Here is a 17,032-nt window from a genome sequence, read left to right on the forward strand (position 1 = left end):
CGCCCGCCCATGACGACTCATGCCCGACCGCCCCGGCCTCCACCACCACCACCGGCTCCCCGGCCCGCGCCAGGTGATAGGCCGACAACAGGCCGATGACCCCGGCCCCCACTACAACCGTTTCTCTGTTCACACATCCCCCGTTACCCACGTCACATTTCTGCCATCCGCACCTTGTGCGAACGACGAACCGGGCTACAACACAGCTACCCGTATCGGAACATTCCACGGTACGACACGACATTGCATTGGCAGGCGAACATGATACGTCCAAAGCGCATGCAGCATGAGCGGCAATCCGCCTTCACTCGTGAACGGCAACTCGCCTTCAGTCTCGGCGAACTGCTGCTGGTCACCGCCCTGCTCGGCATCCTCATCGGCCTGGGCGCCCAGCCCCTGGCACAGATGGTCACGCAGCAGCGCCAGCAGGCCCTGCTCGGCCAGTTGCGCAACAGCCTGCAGCATGCGCGCGCGCAGGCGCTGCTGCTGGGCGAAAGCGTCGAGATCTGCGGCTCGGCGCAGGCCACAAGCTGCAATGACGACTGGTCGTCCGGCTGGAGGCTGCACCGCCCCGGGCGCGACCAGGCGCTCCAGCACCACCGCCTGGCGCACGGCGAGCACCTGCACTGGAGCGGTTTCACCCAGCGCATACGCTTCCTGCCCAACGGCACCAGCCCCAGCGGAAACGGTCGTTTCTACCAGTGCCGCGGCGAACGGCTGGCCTGGCAACTGGTCCTCAACCGCCAGGGCCGCCTGAAGACCACGACACACAAGGAGAACGCCGCCAGGGACGCGCTATGCCGGAGTAAGAGCAGCCATACGCCTGAAACCTGAAACCTGAAACCTGCGGCACGCCTCGAGCCGGCACACCTTTCGGAAACCTCGACTCCATCACGGAAGCAAAAACACCGAACGGCGATAATCCCTCCCATGCACAGGCCAGACACGGGACTTCGCCATGTCCGCTCCCCACGCCAGCCAGGGCTTCGGCCTGCTCGAACTGCTGGTCACCCTGCTACTGACCAGCACCGCCCTGCTCGGCATGATTGCCATGCAGGGCCAGGCAATCCGCCATGTCCTGGCGGCGACACAGCAGCAGAAAGCCATATTCCTCGCCAACGACCTGCTCGAACAATTCGCTGGCGACCCTGCGTGGATGGCGGCTCATGGTTTCGCAAAGCTGCCGGCTGCCGCCTGCGGCAGCGGCGCGCTGCAACCGATGGCGCAGCGGCTCGCCTGCTGGGCGCAGGCGGTGGAAAGCGAACTGCCCGGAGCCAGGGCCCTGGAAGACCAATTCCATCTATGCCATTCGACCACGCCCGGCCTCTGCAACGGCGGTAGCCTGCTGGAACTGCAACTGGCCTGGCATGCCAGCGGCGCCGGCTGTACCGCCCGAGGAACGTCAGGGGCACGCCCGATCTGCCACTACCGCCTGCGGACCGCGCCATGAACGCCTGCATGCCCGGCCCAACCCGGCTACAAGGCGGCCTCTCGCTGGCGGAGCTGTTGCTCGGCATGGCCATCGGCAGCGCCCTGCTGCTCGGCCTGAGCCTGTTCTACATCGATAACCGACGTCACTACCTGTTCCTGCAGAGCCAACTGGAAAACCTGGAAAATGCCCGTCATGCCTTTCTCCTGCTGGAGCAGGAGGTTTCCAGGGCAGGCTACCGGCGCCAGCCCGACCAGCCCTACGAAATCGCCTTCGGCCCCCAGCAGTTCGGCGCCGCCGGCAAACTCTGCGACCTGGAACAGGGGCAGGTATTCAAATACATCGACGACAGCAGCTTCTGCCTGCGTTACCAGCCCGCACTCCCCGACAGCTACAGTTGCGACGGCAAGCCGATCGACGCCATCCCCGCAACGCCCTACACCACCCACCCTGGCGCGCCGGTCATTGCCCTGTTCTCAGCGGACCGGCAGACGCGCGAACTGCGCTGCAATGGCGACGCCATCGTGCATGATCTCGAACATATACGCTTCGAATACGCGGTTGCCGACACCGCCGCAGCGGGCTCTCAGCACTACACCGATACGCCCGGGCCCAGCCAGGCGATAAGCGCCATCCGCTACCTCGCCTGCCTGGCCAGCACGCGCGAAGTCAGGCGCGACACGGCCCCCCGCCCGGAAGATTGCCCCGGCCCCGCCGACAGGCGCCTGTATGCCAGCTTCGGCAACGGCATTGCCCTGAGGAACCACCGACCATGACGAACCGCCAAGCACCACGCCCGGACGGTTTCACGCTGCTGCCGGCACTCGCCCTGCTACTGGTCCTGAGCGCCCTGGCCAGCGCCGGTATGCGCAGTGTCGCCCTGGAAACCCGCCTCACCGGCCATCTCGCCGAACGGCAACGCCTGCTGGCGGCCGCGGCAGCCGGGATCAGCGATGCCGAACGGCGCATACGCCAGGCAGGTCCCCTGGAGCCACGGCAAAACTGCGGCGATATCTGCCTGCTCGCACGCCAGCCCGGCTACCCCGCGGACTTCAGCGAACGCCAGGCCTACCTGGCCGAAGATGCCGCGACGCTCGATTACGACGTTTACTGGTATGCCCTGGCCATCCCCGGTGGCGAGCGCGAGGCCGAGACGGCAACGCCCGAGTACGGCAGCCTGCTGCAGGGCGAGGGAATCTTCCACTATGAGATCAACAGCCGGGCGGAAAATGGCGAACGCCATGCCGGCTTGCGCTCCACACTGGCACTGGACGCCAGGGGCAGGATCGAACATGCGGCACCATGAATCGCCTATCCACGCCATGCCTGAGCCCATGCCCAGCATCACCCCGGTGTCGATCCAGCGGTCGGATATCGCTATGGCCAGGCTCCACCGGGGCGACCCTGGCCGCGAACAGCGGGGACCGCAGAAACCCCGCGGGCAAGCTCGCTCCCAGCAGTGCGCGACAGCGCTGCGGCGAAGACGAACACCCCTCCGATACCCAACCATCGTTGCAACACTGGCCCTGTTCCTCGCCAGCATGGCCAGCGGCCAGGCCGCCCCCCTGGATGAGCAGTTGCCGTTCGAGGTCGATAATGCCCGCCCGGCCGTATCGACCCGGCAAGGCTCCGATGGACTGATCGACAGCGTCTACAGCGGCAGCTTCTCCTGTACCGACTGGAGCGGCGACCTGAGTCGGAGCGACCGCGCCGCCGATGGCACCAGCATCCGCCGATGGTCGGCCAGGGAACGCAACCAGGGCAGCCTGGCCAACGTCATGCTGGCCGACCCGGCAGCCGCCAATGGCCTCAAGGCATTCACCTGGGACAACCTCAACGGCGACCAGCAGGAGATGTTGCACAGGAACCCGGACGACCCTGCAGGACGCGGGGATGGCCGGGGCCGAGAGCGAGTCGCCTATCTCCTCGGCGAACGCCTGAATGAAGGAGACGGGCAGGATGACTTCCGCAAGCGCCAGGGGCTGATCGGCGCCATCGTTCACGCCAGCCCGGCCATCGTCTCGACACCCGGCTACCTCGCGCACCTGGCCGACGCCATCGAGAACCCCGAAGGCCGCGCAGGCTATCGCGACTACCAGGCATTCCGCATGGCCCTTGCCGGCAACGACGGGCGCCAGAAACGCCTCTACATCGGCGCCAACGACGGCATGCTGCACGCTATCGACGCCGAAACGGGCGTATCCACATTCGCCTTCATCCCCACTGCGGCCATACCCGGCCTGCACCGGCTGACCAGCCAGAACTTCGGCCAGGATGGCCCCCCCTTCTTCGTCGACGGCACACCCGTGGTGCGGGATGTCTACTTCAACGACAGCCTCGGCTGGCGTAGCGTGCTGGTCGGCACCCTGGGGCGCGGAGGCCGCGCCCTCTTCGCCCTGGACGTGACACACCCGGACGCCATCAGCCTGCTCTGGGAATTCGGCGACAACACGCCCCAGGGCGATCCGGACCTGGGCTACAGCCTGCCACGCCCCGAGATCGTCCGCCTGCACAGCGGCCAGTGGGCCGTACTGCAGGGCAACGGCCCGGCCAGTGCCCAGCGGCGTGCGGCCCTGCTTATCATCGACATCCAGAGCGGCCGGCTACTCGGCAAACTGCTGCCGCCCCCGACCGTAGAGGCACCCAATGGCCTCTCCAGCGTCCGCGCCGCCGATAACGACAGCGACGGCCTGGCCGACTATGCCTATGCCGGGGACCTGCAGGGCAACCTGTGGCGCTTCGACCTGCTGCCAACCGGCCTGCCGTCCGGCGAAACGCAACAGGACCCACTCGCTCCATCGGCCCTCGGCCCGGTCAACCTCGCGGACTTCGCCATCGCCTACCAGGCGACACCGTTGTTCAGCGCCCGGGACGACCAGGGAAAGCGCCAACCCATCACCCTCCAGCCATCCCTCATTCGCCATCCTGGCCGGTTGGGCTACCTGGTCCTGTTGGCCACTGGCAGGCATTCCGCTGTGGACGGCGGCACGGACCACAGTCAGACCGCCAGCGTCTATGCCATATGGGATCGCAAGAGCAAAGGCCAGCGGACACTGGCAAGCGATACCGGAGCCCGCCGCGACAACCTGCTGACCCAGCACCCGGGTAGCCAGCGCACGGTCGACTGGTACGGAGAAAACGGCACTGCCCATTGGGGCTGGAAGCTCGACCTGCCAATGGACGCTGCCCGAACGGGCGAAAGGGTCATCGCCGACATGACCCGCCATGGCCATACCCTGTTATTCAGCAGCCAGGGGCATGGCCCGGCCATCTGCTCCGGCCCCCGTGAAAGCTGGCTCCACAGCATCGATGCGCGCAGTGGCGCCAGCGCCTTGGCAGGCCCGGGAACGGATGACAGCGACAGCAACCCGGACCAGCAGCCCCCGCCCATCAGCCTGGGGACCCGGGGAGGCTTCGCCCTGGCGGCCGAAGGGCGGGTCTTCGGCAACGATACGGACGCCCTCGGTGGCCAGCAGATGAATGCCGCCAGCGACGACTCGGGGCGTCGGAGCTGGCTGGTCCTCCCAGAACAATACCGATGAAAGCGTACGCCCGGGCGCTACAAGGCGGCTTCAGCCTGATGGAACTGACGATCGTCGCGGCCATCATCGGCACCCTGGCCGCCATCGCCTATCCCGACTACCGGGAATACCGCCTGCGCGGCCTGCGTAGCGAAGGCCAGGCCCTGCTGCTGGAGCTGGCGACCCGGCAGGAAGCCTACTTCGCCCAGTACAACCGTTATGCGATCAGCGCCAGCGACTTCGACCAGTTGGGCCTGTCGGTCTCGGCTCACGGGCACTATGGGGCCGCCGTGGCGGCAGGCGACGGCGGCTACAGCCTGGCCGCGCTGGCGCGCTTTCGCGACGACGATTGCGCGAATCTCAGCCTGGACGCCCTGGGCAATCGCGGCAACAGCGGCCGGGCCGGGCCGGAGCGCTGCTGGCGTTGATCAGCGCCGGGCGAACACCATCGCCTTCAGGCCAGCCTCGGCATCGATATCCTCGAACTCGGGAGGATTTTCCAGGCGCTGGCAGAACTGCAGCTCCGGTGCCTCTTCGGCCATGCATTCGAGCAGGAAAGCCGTCCCGGTCGCGGGATCGTTGACACAGGCCAGTACCTGCCCCTGCTCGCTCAATAGCTCGGGCAGGCGGCGCAGGATCTTGCGGTAATCCCGGCTCAGGGCAAAGCTGCCTTTCTGGAAGGATGGCGGGTCGATGATCACCAGGTCATAGGGGCCCAGCCTGCGTACCTTGCCCCATGAGCGAAACAGCTCATGCCCGAGGAAACTCACCTTTTCCAGGTCATGCCCGTTCAGGCGATGATTCTCTCGCCCGCGCGCCAGCGCCGCCCTGGCCATGTCCAGATTCACCACATGCTCGGCGCCACCGGCAATCGCCGCCACCGAAAACGCGCAGGTATAGGCGAACAGGTTCAGCACACGCCGCCCGCTGGCATGCTCCCTGACCCAGCGCCGGCCATGGCGCATATCCAGAAACAGCCCGATATTCTGGTTACGCCCGGGATCGAGGCGAAAACGCAGGCCATCCTCGCTGACCGGCCAGTGCTCCACCTCGGTGCCCAGCAGCCAGCGAGTCGCGCTGTCCGGCAGGTAGCGCTGCTGCAGTAGCAGCGTATGGGCGCCACAAGCTGCCCAGGCATCGGAGCGGGTCAGCTCCAGCAGCATCCGTTCCAGCGCCGCCAGTTGCTCGGGCAGCGGTTCACGGAACAGAGCGACCAGCAGGCTGCCCTGCAGCCAGTCCACGGTTATCTGCTCCAGACCCGGCCAGCGCCGGCCGCGCCCATGGAACAGACGCCGCACCTCATCCGGCGCCGCGGCCAGGGCACGGGTCAGATACTGTTGCAGGAAATGGAGAGCGTCGGGCGTCATGGAGAAGGCCAGCTATGAAAGGAGCCGCATTGTACTGTGCTCCGCTTGCCGATGCCCGCACGCGCCCCTGCCCATACCAGGGCGATCACGCCATGTCGTTGCGCGTCAAGGTGCCTCGATAGAGGCGCTGGCGGCTGGAACGCTGGACGAACGATACGGGCGGCGCCGCTGTTCCGTTCAGCCTCCGGCACCCCAGCACGCTGTTCGTGCCCCTGGCCGCGACGAAACGGCAACAGCCCCTGGCCATCAACAATGACGACTTACCGGTATAATTGCTCCCGAACGGTCCAACCGGACCCTATCCGCCGCAACCCTCACAGAGAACATGATGGACGAATTCGAAGCCATCCGCCCCTATACCGACAGAGAAGTCCCCACCGTCATGGCGCGTCTTTTCGCCGACCGTGAATTTCTCGATATCCTCGCCCGCTTCCGCTTTCCGAAGCTGGCCGGGCCGCTGGGCTGGCTGCTCAAACCCCTGATTTCGCGGAAATTGCACAAGGAATTCGCCGGCATCCACTCGGTGGATATGCTGCAGCAGCGTATAGAGTCCTATGTGGAGCGCACCATCGCGCGCGCCACCGACGGCGTCACCTATTCGGGCCTGGATGGCCTGCAGGCCGGTCAGTCCTACCTGTTCCTGGCCAACCACCGGGACATCGTGATGGACCCGGCATTCGTCAATTACGCGGTATTCCAGACCGGCATGCGCACCCCCAGGATCGCCATTGGCGACAACCTGCTGCAACGCCCCTTCGTCAGCGACCTGATGCGCCTGAACAAGAGCTTCATCGTGCAACGCTCGTTGACCGGGCGCCGCGAGAAACTGGCGGCGTACCAACTGCTCTCCGCCTATATCAACCACTCGATCCGCAGCGATGGCGAGTCGATCTGGATTGCCCAGGCGGAAGGCCGCGCCAAGGATGGTGACGATCGCACCGACTCGGCGATTCTCAAGATGCTGCACATGAGCCGCAAGGACGAGGCCTTCGCCGAAACCCTGGCGGCCCTGCACCTGACGCCGGTATCCATCAGCTACGAATACGACCCCTGCGACCAGGCCAAGGCCCGCGAACTGTATACCCGAGCCAGTACGGGCAGCTACCAGAAAACGCCGGGAGAGGACGATGCCAGCATCGCGCTGGGTATTACCGGCTACAAAGGCAGGGTCCATGTGCATTTCGGCCAGCCGGTGGTCGCGCCCCAGGAAGATGCCAAGCAACTGGCCTATGCCCTGGACCAGCAGATCCTCTCCGGCTACCGGCTGTTCCCGGTCCACTACCTGGCCTACGCCAGTTGGGATGAACGCGACCCGCAGTTGGCGGTGCCACAAGCTGCGACGCTGTTCTCCAGCGATGAGCTGGAACGCGCCCGGCAGGAATGGAACAGGCGCCTGCAGGCCTGCCCCGTCGAACAACGCCCCTACCTGATCCGGCAATACGCCACCCCGGTACGCAACCAGTACCGGGTCAAGGCGGGACTACCGCTCTAGGGTGTTCGATACAGCGGTGTCCGGCCAGAAGCAGCCGGAAGCCTGAAACCATGCGATGCATGCCTGTTCAGAACACCCGGCTCAACCAGGAAACCGCCAGCCCCAGGCCCAGGCCGGCGAAGCCGGCCGCGTAGAATACGAAATCGACACGCGCCTCGCGCTGCACCTCCTCCTGGCGCTCACGCCGGGCACGCTGCGAGGCATCGTTCAGCGGCCGGCGCATGGCCGCCACGACCCGCTGACGGCGACGTGTGCTCACCAGCACCCAGGAACCGGTGAGGCTGATAATGAGCGCAAGGCAGTTGAGTACCAGGGACACGGAAATACATTCACTCTGCGATTGGCCCGGACACGACATGGGCGGTTGGACACAGGATCCCCTTCTCCAGGGTATCGCCAGGCGCTACCCGGCCCGGGCAGCACAGGGAAACCATCGGACATGGGCCTGGCTTGTCACGAACGAGCACCGTCGACGATGGCCCACGGATAAACGGCATTCACCGGATAACCGGAACGATCGGAGACAGGCCAAGGGCGATCGCGCGATGCACCACCAGAGGACCAAAAAGAGCGCTGGAGGGCTGCAAACTGAACGACAGCGCATGGCAACCGGCGTCTTTCGTCCAGCTTTCCAGCCTACAGCGCCTTTATCGAAGCACCTTACCCGTGGATAACGGCATGACGCCATCCCGCCTCACTGGGCCAGGGTCTGGCCGATACGCTGATCGCGGAAGACCCGGGTCAACGCATCGCTCATGACTTCGCTGATCAGCCGGGTGTTGGTCTGCTCGTTGGGCGCCATGCCGAAGCGCTGGTTCAGCGATGCGCCATAACGGCCACTGTAGCTGCGCCCGGCGTTCTGCACCTCGACCCGGTAGGTCGCACTGATATCGGCCTCGGTCACGTACAGGCCTTCCTTGGGCGACTGGTATTTCAACTCGGCCAGGGTCAGGGTCAACTGCGGTGCGTTGTAGGCATTCGGCGTAGGCGTGAAGCCCAGCAGGCGCACCGCGGCCTCGACCTGCTCCTGCAACCTGGGCAGGACCTTCGCGGCGGGCACCACGATGGCGCTGGTCTCGGGATAGAGGCCGCCACGGGTACCGAGGTTCGGCGACGGCCGGCCATCGACCACGCGCACCACCACAGGCTGGCCCTGGCCGACTGCCGCAATGCTTTCATTGAGTTTCGGCTGAGGGTCCAGTTGCTGCGGACTGTGCGCGCAACCGGCCAGCACCAGAACGGATGCGGCGATGAAACCCGACAACAGACGCTGGAACATGCTGCTTTCTCCCGGTAATGAATCCAAGGGCCGCAGTATATCCAGAGCCGCCATGGCCGCCCAGCCATCACCGGATATGCTTGGGCCGAAAAGAACGCTGGACGGTCCAGAATGCCGGCGGTGCCCGGGTGATTTGCCATAGGGTGCGCGATGCGCACCAGGGATAGCGAAGGCGGGCGCTAAGGTGCGCTACGCAGCAGCGCTGCTACCCACCGCGACACTTGCTCGTTGACGCGACAGTAGCGCCTGACAACGATCGAATGCCGCTATGGGTTCACACCGCGGGACCGGCGTTGCCCTCGGCTCAGACGATTTCCAGCCGCTGGCTGGATTGCGCACTGACTTCGCGGTAGACCTGCGCATCGTCGCGCAGTGCCGCCTCGCGCGCCGGGAAGATCTCGGCCAGCTTGGCCGTCCAGGCCTCGCTGCGTGCCTGCTCGGGGAAGCAGCGCTCGATCAGCTCGAGCATGATCGACACTGTGACCGATGCACCCGGCGAAGCGCCCAGCAGGGCGGCGATACTGCCATCACCGGCGGCGACCAGTTCGGTGCCGAACTGCAGTACGCCGCCTTTCTTGGCGTCCTTCTTGATGATCTGCACGCGCTGCCCGGCGATCTCCAGGCGCCAGTCCTCGTCCTTCGCCTCGGGATAGAAGGCGCGCAACGACGCCAGGCGCTCGGCCATGGACTGGCGTACTTCCTTGATCAGGTAGCGCGTCAGGTCCATGTTGTCACGGGCGACGGCCAGCATCGGCCCTATATTGGCGGGACGTATGGACAAGGGCAGGTCGAGGATCGAGCCCTGCTTGAGGAACTTGGTGGTGAAACCGGCATAGGGCCCGAACAGCAGGGACTTCTTGCCATCGACGACACGGGTGTCGAGGTGCGGCACCGACATCGGCGGAGCCCCCACCGCCGCCATGCTGTAGACCTTGGCCTGGTGCTGGCTGACGACCTCGGGGTTGTCGCAACGCAGCCACTGGCCACTGACCGGGAAGCCACCGTAGCCCTTGCCCTCCTCGATACCGGAAAGTTGCAGCAGGGGCAGCGCGGCACCACCAGCGCCGAGGAAGACGAAGCCGGCCTCCAGCTTGCGCACGCTGCCGTCGCGGGTATTGCGTGCTTCGATCGCCCAGCCGCTGCCCTTGCGCTCGAGGCCCGCGACCTTGTGGTTATAGGAAATCCTGACGCCTTCGCGCGTCCCCAGGTAATCCAGCAATTGATTGGTCAGGGCACCGAAGTTGACATCTGTGCCATTCAGCGCACGGGTGGCGGCGATCGGCTCGTCGGTATCGCGCCCGGGCATCATCAGCGGCATCCATTCAGCCAGCACCTGGCGGTCTTCCGAGTAGACCATGTCGGCAAAGGCGTGGTGCTGGGTCAGCACGTCGAAACGCTTCTTCAGGTAGCCGATGTCCTTGGGGCCACGAACGAAGCTGAGGTGCGGCACGGAATTGATGAAGGAGCGCGGAGAGCCGAAACCGGGCTGGCCGGTCATGTAGGCCCAGAACTGCTTGGACACCTCGAACTGGGTGTTGATGTTCACCGCCTTCTTGATGTCGATCGAGCCGTCCTTGCCTTCCGGCGTGTAGTTCAGCTCGCAAAGCCCGGCGTGACCGGTGCCGGCGTTGTTCCAGGGGTTGGAACTCTCGGATGCTCCAGCCTCCCGCAATTCGACGATTTCCAGCCTGACGTCGGGGTTCAGTTCCTTGAGCAGCACAGCCAGAGTTGCGCTCATGATGCCGGCCCCAACCAACACCACATCCACTGCTTCGCTTTCGTGTTGCGTCATCAACGCGTTCTCCAGAATCACAGCATTAACTGTCATGACCGCAGTACGCGGACACGTGAAACCCACCAGCCAGACGACTCCGGCGAAGGCCGCCATGGTCGCTGCTCGGGACCTTGCGCCCGAGGGCCGGTTGGAAACTCCGGCCAACTGTGGAAGGCCGGCTTTTGGCCCCCTTCCTTCCGCTACCTGCTGTCCGGAGCGCGCCTGGCGGCTCTCGGCAGACAATCGGTAACGGCTGAATCCGTTTTGTGCGGCGCAAACGCCGCAATGTCCGAAACCAAGCGGTCAGGCGCGCGCCTTCTCGATCAGTTCGATATAGGGCTGGGCCTGGGGCTGGTCGGCCACCAGTGCGACGAAGTCATTGCCCTGGGCATCCCGGGCACCGAGGTCATGGCCGGCCTCGACGAAGAAGGCAATGAAACGCTCGAAATCGTCCAGGCGCAGGCCACGGTATGCCTTGACCAGCTTGTGCAGGGACGGCGGGGTATCGTCGGCCGGCTCGGGGCCGAGGAAAAGCTTGACCCACTCGTCCGAGATTTCGTCACCGATTACCTGCTTCTTGTCTTTGCGCATGTTGCCACCGGACCTACGGACACTTACGGGGGCGGCAGTTTACTCCTCGCAGGCAGCATGCTCAACGCGCCAGGCCAGGTTGCGACCAAGGTCGTACATACGAGGCGCGGACATGGACGGGAGAAATCAAAAGGCGGAAAGTAACAAGGCATTTCCATCGTCATTTCGACCCGGGAGGGCCTGCATGAAGTTGCCGCCGCTGTTCGCCGCATGGCGTCAAACCTTGAACATGGGTTACAACGCCCGGTCACTGCGCGGCGACATCAGCGCTGGCCTGACGGTGGGAATCATCGCCATCCCCCTGGCCATGGCGCTGGCCATCGCCGTCGGTGTGCCGCCGCAACACGGCCTCTATACCATCCTGGTCGCCGCGCCGCTGATTGCGCTCACCGGCGGATCGCGCTTCAACGTCTCCGGTCCGACCGCGGCCTTCGTCGTCATCCTGCTGCCGATCACCCAGCAATACGGTATCGGCGGCCTGCTGCTGTGCACCATGATGGCCGGCCTGATCCTGATCGTGCTCGGCCTGCTGCGGGCCGGCAAGCTGATCGGCTTCATCCCCTACCCGGTCACGCTCGGCTTCACCGCCGGCATCGGCATCGTCATCGCCACCCTGCAGGTCAAGGACGCGCTGGGGCTGCAACTGGACGGCCAGCCGCAGAACTACGTGGAAGGCATCTCCATGCTGGCGAGCGCGCTGCCCACCGCCCACCTGGGCGATGCCCTGGTCGCCATCGCTTGCCTCGCGGTACTGATCGTCTGGCCACGCTGGGTGCCCAGGGTGCCCGGCCATCTGGTGGCGCTGGCGGTGGGCGCGCTGCTGGGCTGGCTGCTGGAGAGCAACGGGCTGGCAGTGGCCACCCTGGGCGAGCGTTTCAGCTATGAGGTCGATGGCGTCTCCCATCCCGGCATCCCGCCGTTCCTGCCGGACTTCGCCTGGCCCTGGCAATTGCCCGGCGCCGATGGGCAACCGCTGCAACTGTCCTATGAACTGCTGCACCAGTTGATGGGGCCGGCCTTCGCCATCGCCATGCTCGGCGCCATCGAGTCGCTGCTGTGCGCGGTGGTCGCCGATGGCATGACCGGCGCCAGCCACGACCCCAATGCCGAACTGCTCGGCCAGGGGCTCGGCAACCTGGTGGCGCCGCTGTTCGGCGGTATCACCGCCACCGCGGCCATCGCCCGCAGCGCCGCCAACGTACGGGCGGGCGCCTTCTCGCCGCTGGCGGCGATCATCCACGCCGGGGTGGTGCTGCTGGCCATGCTCTGGCTGGCGCCGCTGTTCAGCTACCTGCCAATGGCGGCCCTGGCGGCGCTGCTGCTGATGGTGGCGTGGAACATGAGCGAAGCGCCGCATGTGTTGCGCACGCTGCGTATCGCGCCACGCAACGATGTACTGGTGCTGCTGACCTGCCTGTCGCTGACCGTGCTGTTCGACATGGTGCTGGCGGTGGGCGTCGGCCTGCTGCTGGCGGCCGGCCTGTTCATCAAGCGCATGAGCGACCTGACCGGCACGTCAGGCCTGTCGCGCATCCAGGCACGGCAGATGCAGGAATTGCCCGCGCATGTCGCGGCTTATGCGATACGTGGCCCGCTGTTTTTCGGCGCGGCGGAAAAGGCACTGGGCGTGCTGCGCCGCTTCAATCCGGATGTGAAGGTGGTGATCGTCGACATGAGCGCGGTGCCGATGCTGGACATGACCGCCCTGGCGGCCTTCGAAAGCGTGCTGCATGACTACCAGCGCCAGGGGGTGGCCCTGATCCTGTCGGGCTGCAATGCCCAGATACGCCTGAAACTGCGCCACGCTCTCGGGCAGGGCCATCGCCCTCATCATGCCCGGGACCTCAACCAGGCGCGCAGCAAGGCTGTCGGCCTGCTGGCCGAGGCGTGACCCCGGCGCGGCCCGGCGTCACGCCTGCGCATCCGCCACACGCGCGATGCGCGGAGCGCTGGACGAAAATGGCAGGTAGCCGATGTTTTCGTCCAGTGCCTTTATCCGATCCGCTTGCCAGCGGATAGCGACATAGCGCGAGCGCCCCGCGTTACAGCGGGCGCAGGTTGATTTCCACGCGGCGGTTCTGCGCACGCCCCTCCACCGAGGCATTGCTGGCGATCGGCTGGCTGGAAGAGGCGCCGTAGGAGGAGATGCGGCTGGCCGCTACGCCGTTGGCAGACAGGTAGGAAGCCACGCTCTGGGCGCGACGGGTGGAGAGGTCCTGGTTGAGCTGCGCGGAACCCGTGCTGTCGGTATGGCCGACGATGTCCACGCCGTTCTTGTCGAACTCCTTGAACACCAGTACCAGGGAGTTCAGGGTCGGGTAGAAGCTGCTGGAAATGTCCGCCGAATTGCTGGCGAAGGTGATATTGCCCGGCATGATCAGGGTCAGGTTGTCGCCATTGCGCTGCACCTGCACGCCGGTGCCCTGCAACGTCTGGCGCAGCTTGGCTTCCTGGGTGTCGACATAGTAGCCATAGCCCCCCGCCGCAGCCCCGGCGACCGCGGCGCCGATCAGGGCGCCCTTGGCACGGTCCTTCTTGCTCGAGGTGGCAGCGCCGATCACCGCGCCGGTGGCGGCACCGATACCGCCATAGACGCCCGCCTTGCCAGCCTGCTGCTCGCCGGTATAGGGATTCGAGGTACAGCCTGCAAGCAACGCGACACTGACGGCCAGGGCAGTCAAGCTCAGCTTCTTCATATGATTTTCCTTCATCTACTTCTATTGGCAGGCACGGCGCTCGCCACACCTGCAAGGCGCCTCAAGATTAACACCAGAGCGCCCGGGGGAAAGTGGCCGAGCGGAAACACGCTGTGCGAAAGACTGCGCCTGAAATCGGGAGTTCACTCAGGCACAGGCGACGATGCCGGCCTTCTGGATGATCGTGCCATGTGCAGCAAAGAGCCGACAAGAGCGCTGGACGCTGGACGAAAGGGCGTGACGGCGGGCGTTTTTCGTCCAGCTTTCCAGCCACCAGCGCTTTTATCGAATACTTTGGCGGACAGCGCGAGCCCCCCGGGCCGGTTGCGCTTTCGCTTGCAAGCTGCCGCCCGCAGCTTATAGCCTGCCGCCCTATATACCCCGCGGAGCCCTTCGACATGACCGAGCCACTCGTTATCGACCCCAGCCATAAAGCCGATGCCTGCGTGATCTGGCTGCATGGCCTGGGCGCCGACCGCTATGACTTCCAGCCGGTCGCCAGCGCCCTGCAGCAGCGCCTGGACTCGACCCGTTTCATCCTGCCACAGGCACCGACACGCCCGGTCAGCATCAATGGCGGCTGGAGCATGCCGAGCTGGTACGACATCATCGCGCTGTCCCCGGCACGCGCCATCGACCGTGAACAGATGGAAGCCTCGGCCCAGGCGGTCATCGGCCTCGCCGAAGCGCAGCGCGATAGCGGCATCGACCCGGCGCGCATCTTCTTCGCCGGCTTCTCCCAGGGCGGCGCGGTCGCCCTGCACGCCGCTTTCCTGCGCTGGCAGGGTCCTCTGGGCGGTGTCATCGCCCTCTCCACCTATGCGCCGACCTTTCCAGAGCCCCTGCAATTGCCCGCCAGCGCCCGCCAATACCCGGCCCTCTGCCTGCACGGCACGAACGATGACGTGGTGCCGACCGCCATGGGCCGCGCCGCCCACGACAGCCTGCTGGCCGCTGGCGTCGACGTGCAATGGCGCGACTACCCGATGGGGCACGAAGTACTGCCCGAAGAGGTGCTCGATATCGGCGACTGGCTGGCCGAACGCCTGCGGCGAGGCTGAACCGCCCCAACCTCGGCACTGGAGCGGCGGGCAATGCTTCGCCCCGCTGGCGTCTTGCATTACACTGGCGGCGGACTTTCCCAGAACTCAACGATGAGATGACCGTGCTCAAGGCACTCAAGAAGATTTTCAGCCATAACGCGGCGCCACAGCCAGCCACCCAAGCCGCAGCGGATGCGGCGCCAGCCATCCCCGCCAGGGAGCAGGAAACGCCGGCAAGAGCGGAACGCCCCAGCGCAAGGCAACCCGAAAGAGCGGAGAAAAGCCGCCACCCACGCCCGAAGAAGGACAAGGCGCCGGCAGTTCCCGCCTGGAAGCGCGAGGACTTCCAGGTCGAGGCTGCGGAAGGCAAGACCCGCTTCCATGACTTCCAGCTCTCGGACAGCCTGATGCATGCCATCCATGACCTGGGCTTCCCCTATTGCACACCGATCCAGGCGCAGGTGCTGGGCTACACCCTGAAGGGTCGCGATGCCATTGGCCGTGCCCAGACCGGCACCGGCAAGACCGCCGCCTTCCTCATCTCCACCATCACCCAGTTGCAACAGACGCCGCCGCCGGCGGAGCGCTACATGGGCGAACCGCGTGCGCTGATCATCGCACCGACCCGTGAACTGGTGGTGCAGATCGCCAAGGATGCCGCTGACCTGACCAAATACACCGGTCTCAACGTCATGAGCTTCGTCGGTGGCATGGACTTCGACAAACAGCTCAAGGCCCTCGAATCGCGCTTTTGCGACATTCTGGTGGCCACGCCGGGCCGTCTGCTGGACTTCAACCAGCGCGGCGAGGTGCACCTGGACATGGTCGAGGTGATGGTGCTGGACGAAGCCGACCGCATGCTCGACATGGGCTTCATCCCGCAGGTGCGCCAGATCATCCGCCAGACCCCGCCGAAATCCGAGCGCCAGACCCTGCTGTTCTCCGCCACCTTTACCGAAGATGTGATGAACCTGGCCAAGCAGTGGACCACCGATCCGGCGATCGTCGAGATCGAGCCGGAGAACGTCGCCAGCGATACCGTGGAGCAGCATGTCTATGCCGTCGCATCCAGCGACAAGTACAAGCTGCTGTACAACCTGATCGACCAGAACGACTGGACCCGCGTGATGGTCTTCGCCAATCGCAAGGACGAAGTACGCCGCATCGAAGAGCGCCTGACCCGCGACGGCATCAGCGCCGCGCAGATGTCCGGCGACGTGCCGCAGCACAAGCGCATCAAGGTGCTGGAAGGCTTCCGCGAAGGCAAGATCCGCGTGCTGGTGGCCACCGACGTGGCGGGCCGGGGCATCCATGTCGATGCCATCAGCCATGTGATCAACTTCACCCTGCCGGAAGACCCGGACGACTACGTGCACCGCATCGGTCGTACCGGACGCGCCGGCAGCAGCGGCACCTCGATCAGCTTCGCCGGCGAGGACGACGCCTTCGCCCTGCCGCCGATCGAGGAACTCATCGGGCGCAAGATCCACTGCGAAATGCCGCCCGCCGAACTGCTCGCCGCCGTCCCACGCCGCGCCTGAGCCACGCTTGCAGCGCGGTTCTTAGAACCAGGCCTTGCAAGGTCTTTGCAGAATGAATCGCGGGGACGCGAAGCTGCATTTCCCCCTCCCCTCGCGGGAGAGGGCCGGGGAGAGGGGGCTGCCGCCAGGCAGTCCGGGCCATCGCAACAGCGCCCTGGCGGGCGCTACCCACTCTTGATCCAAAGCGCCCTGGCGGGCGCTCCCCCTCTTCCCCACCCCTTTCTCCCGCAAGGGGAGAAGGGAGCCTGTAGCGCGCCAGGCCCAAGCCATACGCTTGAGACACCCAGCAACGGCTTCTC

Annotated in this window: 17 protein-coding genes; 10 read left to right on the forward strand and 7 right to left on the reverse strand. The window is 65.5% G+C overall.

Going from position 1 to position 17,032, the window contains the following annotated elements; all coding sequences use genetic code 11:
* The coding region (locus tag DNJ95_RS19550) for an FAD-dependent oxidoreductase (RefSeq protein WP_244944427.1) at positions 1-244 on the reverse strand (244 nt) is incomplete at its 3' end.
* A 17-nt stretch (positions 245-261) separates the two neighbouring features.
* On the opposite strand from DNJ95_RS19550, the gene DNJ95_RS15020 reads away from it, so the two are divergent.
* The 6 genes from DNJ95_RS15020 (at position 262) to DNJ95_RS15040 (ending at position 5,378) form a co-directional block, all read left to right on the forward strand.
* Positions 262-834 (forward strand): GspH/FimT family pseudopilin, encoded by a 573-nt coding sequence (locus tag DNJ95_RS15020; protein WP_242671918.1) that lies wholly within the window; start codon positions 262-264, stop codon positions 832-834.
* A 124-nt stretch (positions 835-958) separates the two neighbouring features.
* Positions 959-1,450: a PilV family protein gene (locus DNJ95_RS15025; protein ID WP_131185545.1), complete on the forward strand. Its 492-nt coding sequence runs from the start codon at positions 959-961 to the stop codon at positions 1,448-1,450.
* Between the two features lie 8 nt (positions 1,451-1,458).
* Positions 1,459-2,205, forward strand: coding sequence for a PilW family protein (locus tag DNJ95_RS15030; protein WP_131185546.1), 747 nt, complete (start codon positions 1,459-1,461; stop codon positions 2,203-2,205).
* Positions 2,202-2,735: a pilus assembly protein PilX gene (locus tag DNJ95_RS19240; protein ID WP_165491588.1), complete on the forward strand. Its 534-nt coding sequence runs from the start codon at positions 2,202-2,204 to the stop codon at positions 2,733-2,735. Before DNJ95_RS15030 ends, DNJ95_RS19240 begins: the two co-directional genes overlap by 4 nt.
* Positions 2,736-2,970: 235 nt before the next feature.
* Positions 2,971-4,971 (forward strand): pilus assembly protein, encoded by a 2,001-nt coding sequence (locus tag DNJ95_RS15035; protein WP_165491589.1) that lies wholly within the window; start codon positions 2,971-2,973, stop codon positions 4,969-4,971.
* Positions 4,968-5,378 carry a type IV pilin protein gene (locus tag DNJ95_RS15040; protein ID WP_131185548.1) on the forward strand — a complete coding sequence of 137 codons (411 nt, stop codon included), beginning with the start codon at positions 4,968-4,970 and terminating at the stop codon, positions 5,376-5,378. The genes DNJ95_RS15035 and DNJ95_RS15040 overlap by 4 nt, the downstream gene beginning before the upstream one ends.
* On the opposite strand, the gene DNJ95_RS15045 is transcribed toward DNJ95_RS15040, so the two are convergent.
* On the reverse strand, positions 5,379-6,317 hold the full coding sequence (locus DNJ95_RS15045; RefSeq protein WP_131185549.1) for a class I SAM-dependent methyltransferase: 939 nt from the start codon (positions 6,315-6,317) through the stop codon (positions 5,379-5,381).
* Between the two features lie 325 nt (positions 6,318-6,642).
* On the opposite strand from DNJ95_RS15045, the gene DNJ95_RS15050 reads away from it, so the two are divergent.
* Complete coding sequence (locus DNJ95_RS15050; RefSeq protein ID WP_131185550.1) at positions 6,643-7,809, forward strand: 1-acyl-sn-glycerol-3-phosphate acyltransferase; 1,167 nt, start codon at positions 6,643-6,645, stop codon at positions 7,807-7,809.
* A 67-nt stretch (positions 7,810-7,876) separates the two neighbouring features.
* Here the strand turns inward: DNJ95_RS15050 and DNJ95_RS15055 are convergent, their stop codons facing one another.
* The 4 genes from DNJ95_RS15055 to DNJ95_RS15070 all read right to left on the reverse strand — a co-directional run bounded on the left by DNJ95_RS15055 (position 7,877) and on the right by DNJ95_RS15070 (position 11,453).
* Positions 7,877-8,128: a hypothetical protein gene (locus DNJ95_RS15055; RefSeq protein ID WP_242672142.1), complete on the reverse strand. Its 252-nt coding sequence runs from the start codon at positions 8,126-8,128 to the stop codon at positions 7,877-7,879.
* 375 nt (positions 8,129-8,503) lie between these two features.
* On the reverse strand, positions 8,504-9,088 hold the full coding sequence (locus DNJ95_RS15060; protein WP_131185552.1) for a YajG family lipoprotein: 585 nt from the start codon (positions 9,086-9,088) through the stop codon (positions 8,504-8,506).
* Positions 9,089-9,392: 304 nt separating this feature from the next.
* Positions 9,393-10,916 (reverse strand): malate dehydrogenase (quinone), encoded by a 1,524-nt coding sequence (mqo, locus tag DNJ95_RS15065; RefSeq protein ID WP_131185553.1) that lies wholly within the window; start codon positions 10,914-10,916, stop codon positions 9,393-9,395.
* A 249-nt stretch (positions 10,917-11,165) separates the two neighbouring features.
* Positions 11,166-11,453 carry a PA4642 family protein gene (locus DNJ95_RS15070; protein ID WP_131185554.1) on the reverse strand — a complete coding sequence of 96 codons (288 nt, stop codon included), beginning with the start codon at positions 11,451-11,453 and terminating at the stop codon, positions 11,166-11,168.
* 184 nt (positions 11,454-11,637) lie between these two features.
* Between DNJ95_RS15070 and dauA the strand changes: the two genes are divergently transcribed.
* The gene (dauA, locus tag DNJ95_RS15075; protein WP_131185555.1) at positions 11,638-13,344 is read left to right on the forward strand and encodes a C4-dicarboxylic acid transporter DauA; all 1,707 of its coding nucleotides are present in this window, start codon (positions 11,638-11,640) and stop codon (positions 13,342-13,344) included.
* Between the two features lie 151 nt (positions 13,345-13,495).
* Here dauA and DNJ95_RS15080 read toward each other — a convergent pair whose 3' ends face one another.
* A complete protein-coding gene (locus DNJ95_RS15080) occupies positions 13,496-14,149 on the reverse strand; it encodes a YiaD family glycine zipper/OmpA-like lipoprotein (RefSeq protein ID WP_131185556.1) in 654 nt (217 codons plus the stop codon).
* Between the two features lie 398 nt (positions 14,150-14,547).
* Between DNJ95_RS15080 and DNJ95_RS15085 the strand changes: the two genes are divergently transcribed.
* Both DNJ95_RS15085 and rhlB read left to right on the forward strand, forming a co-directional pair.
* A complete protein-coding gene (locus DNJ95_RS15085) occupies positions 14,548-15,210 on the forward strand; it encodes an alpha/beta hydrolase (RefSeq protein WP_131185557.1) in 663 nt (220 codons plus the stop codon).
* 104 nt (positions 15,211-15,314) lie between these two features.
* Entirely contained in the window at positions 15,315-16,733 is a 1,419-nt protein-coding gene (gene rhlB / locus DNJ95_RS15090) for an ATP-dependent RNA helicase RhlB (protein ID WP_242671921.1), read from the forward strand.
* The last annotated feature ends 299 nt before the right edge of the window (positions 16,734-17,032 follow it).

Source organism: Stutzerimonas kirkiae (genome assembly GCF_004327335.1).
GTDB lineage: Bacteria > Pseudomonadota > Gammaproteobacteria > Pseudomonadales > Pseudomonadaceae > Stutzerimonas > Stutzerimonas kirkiae.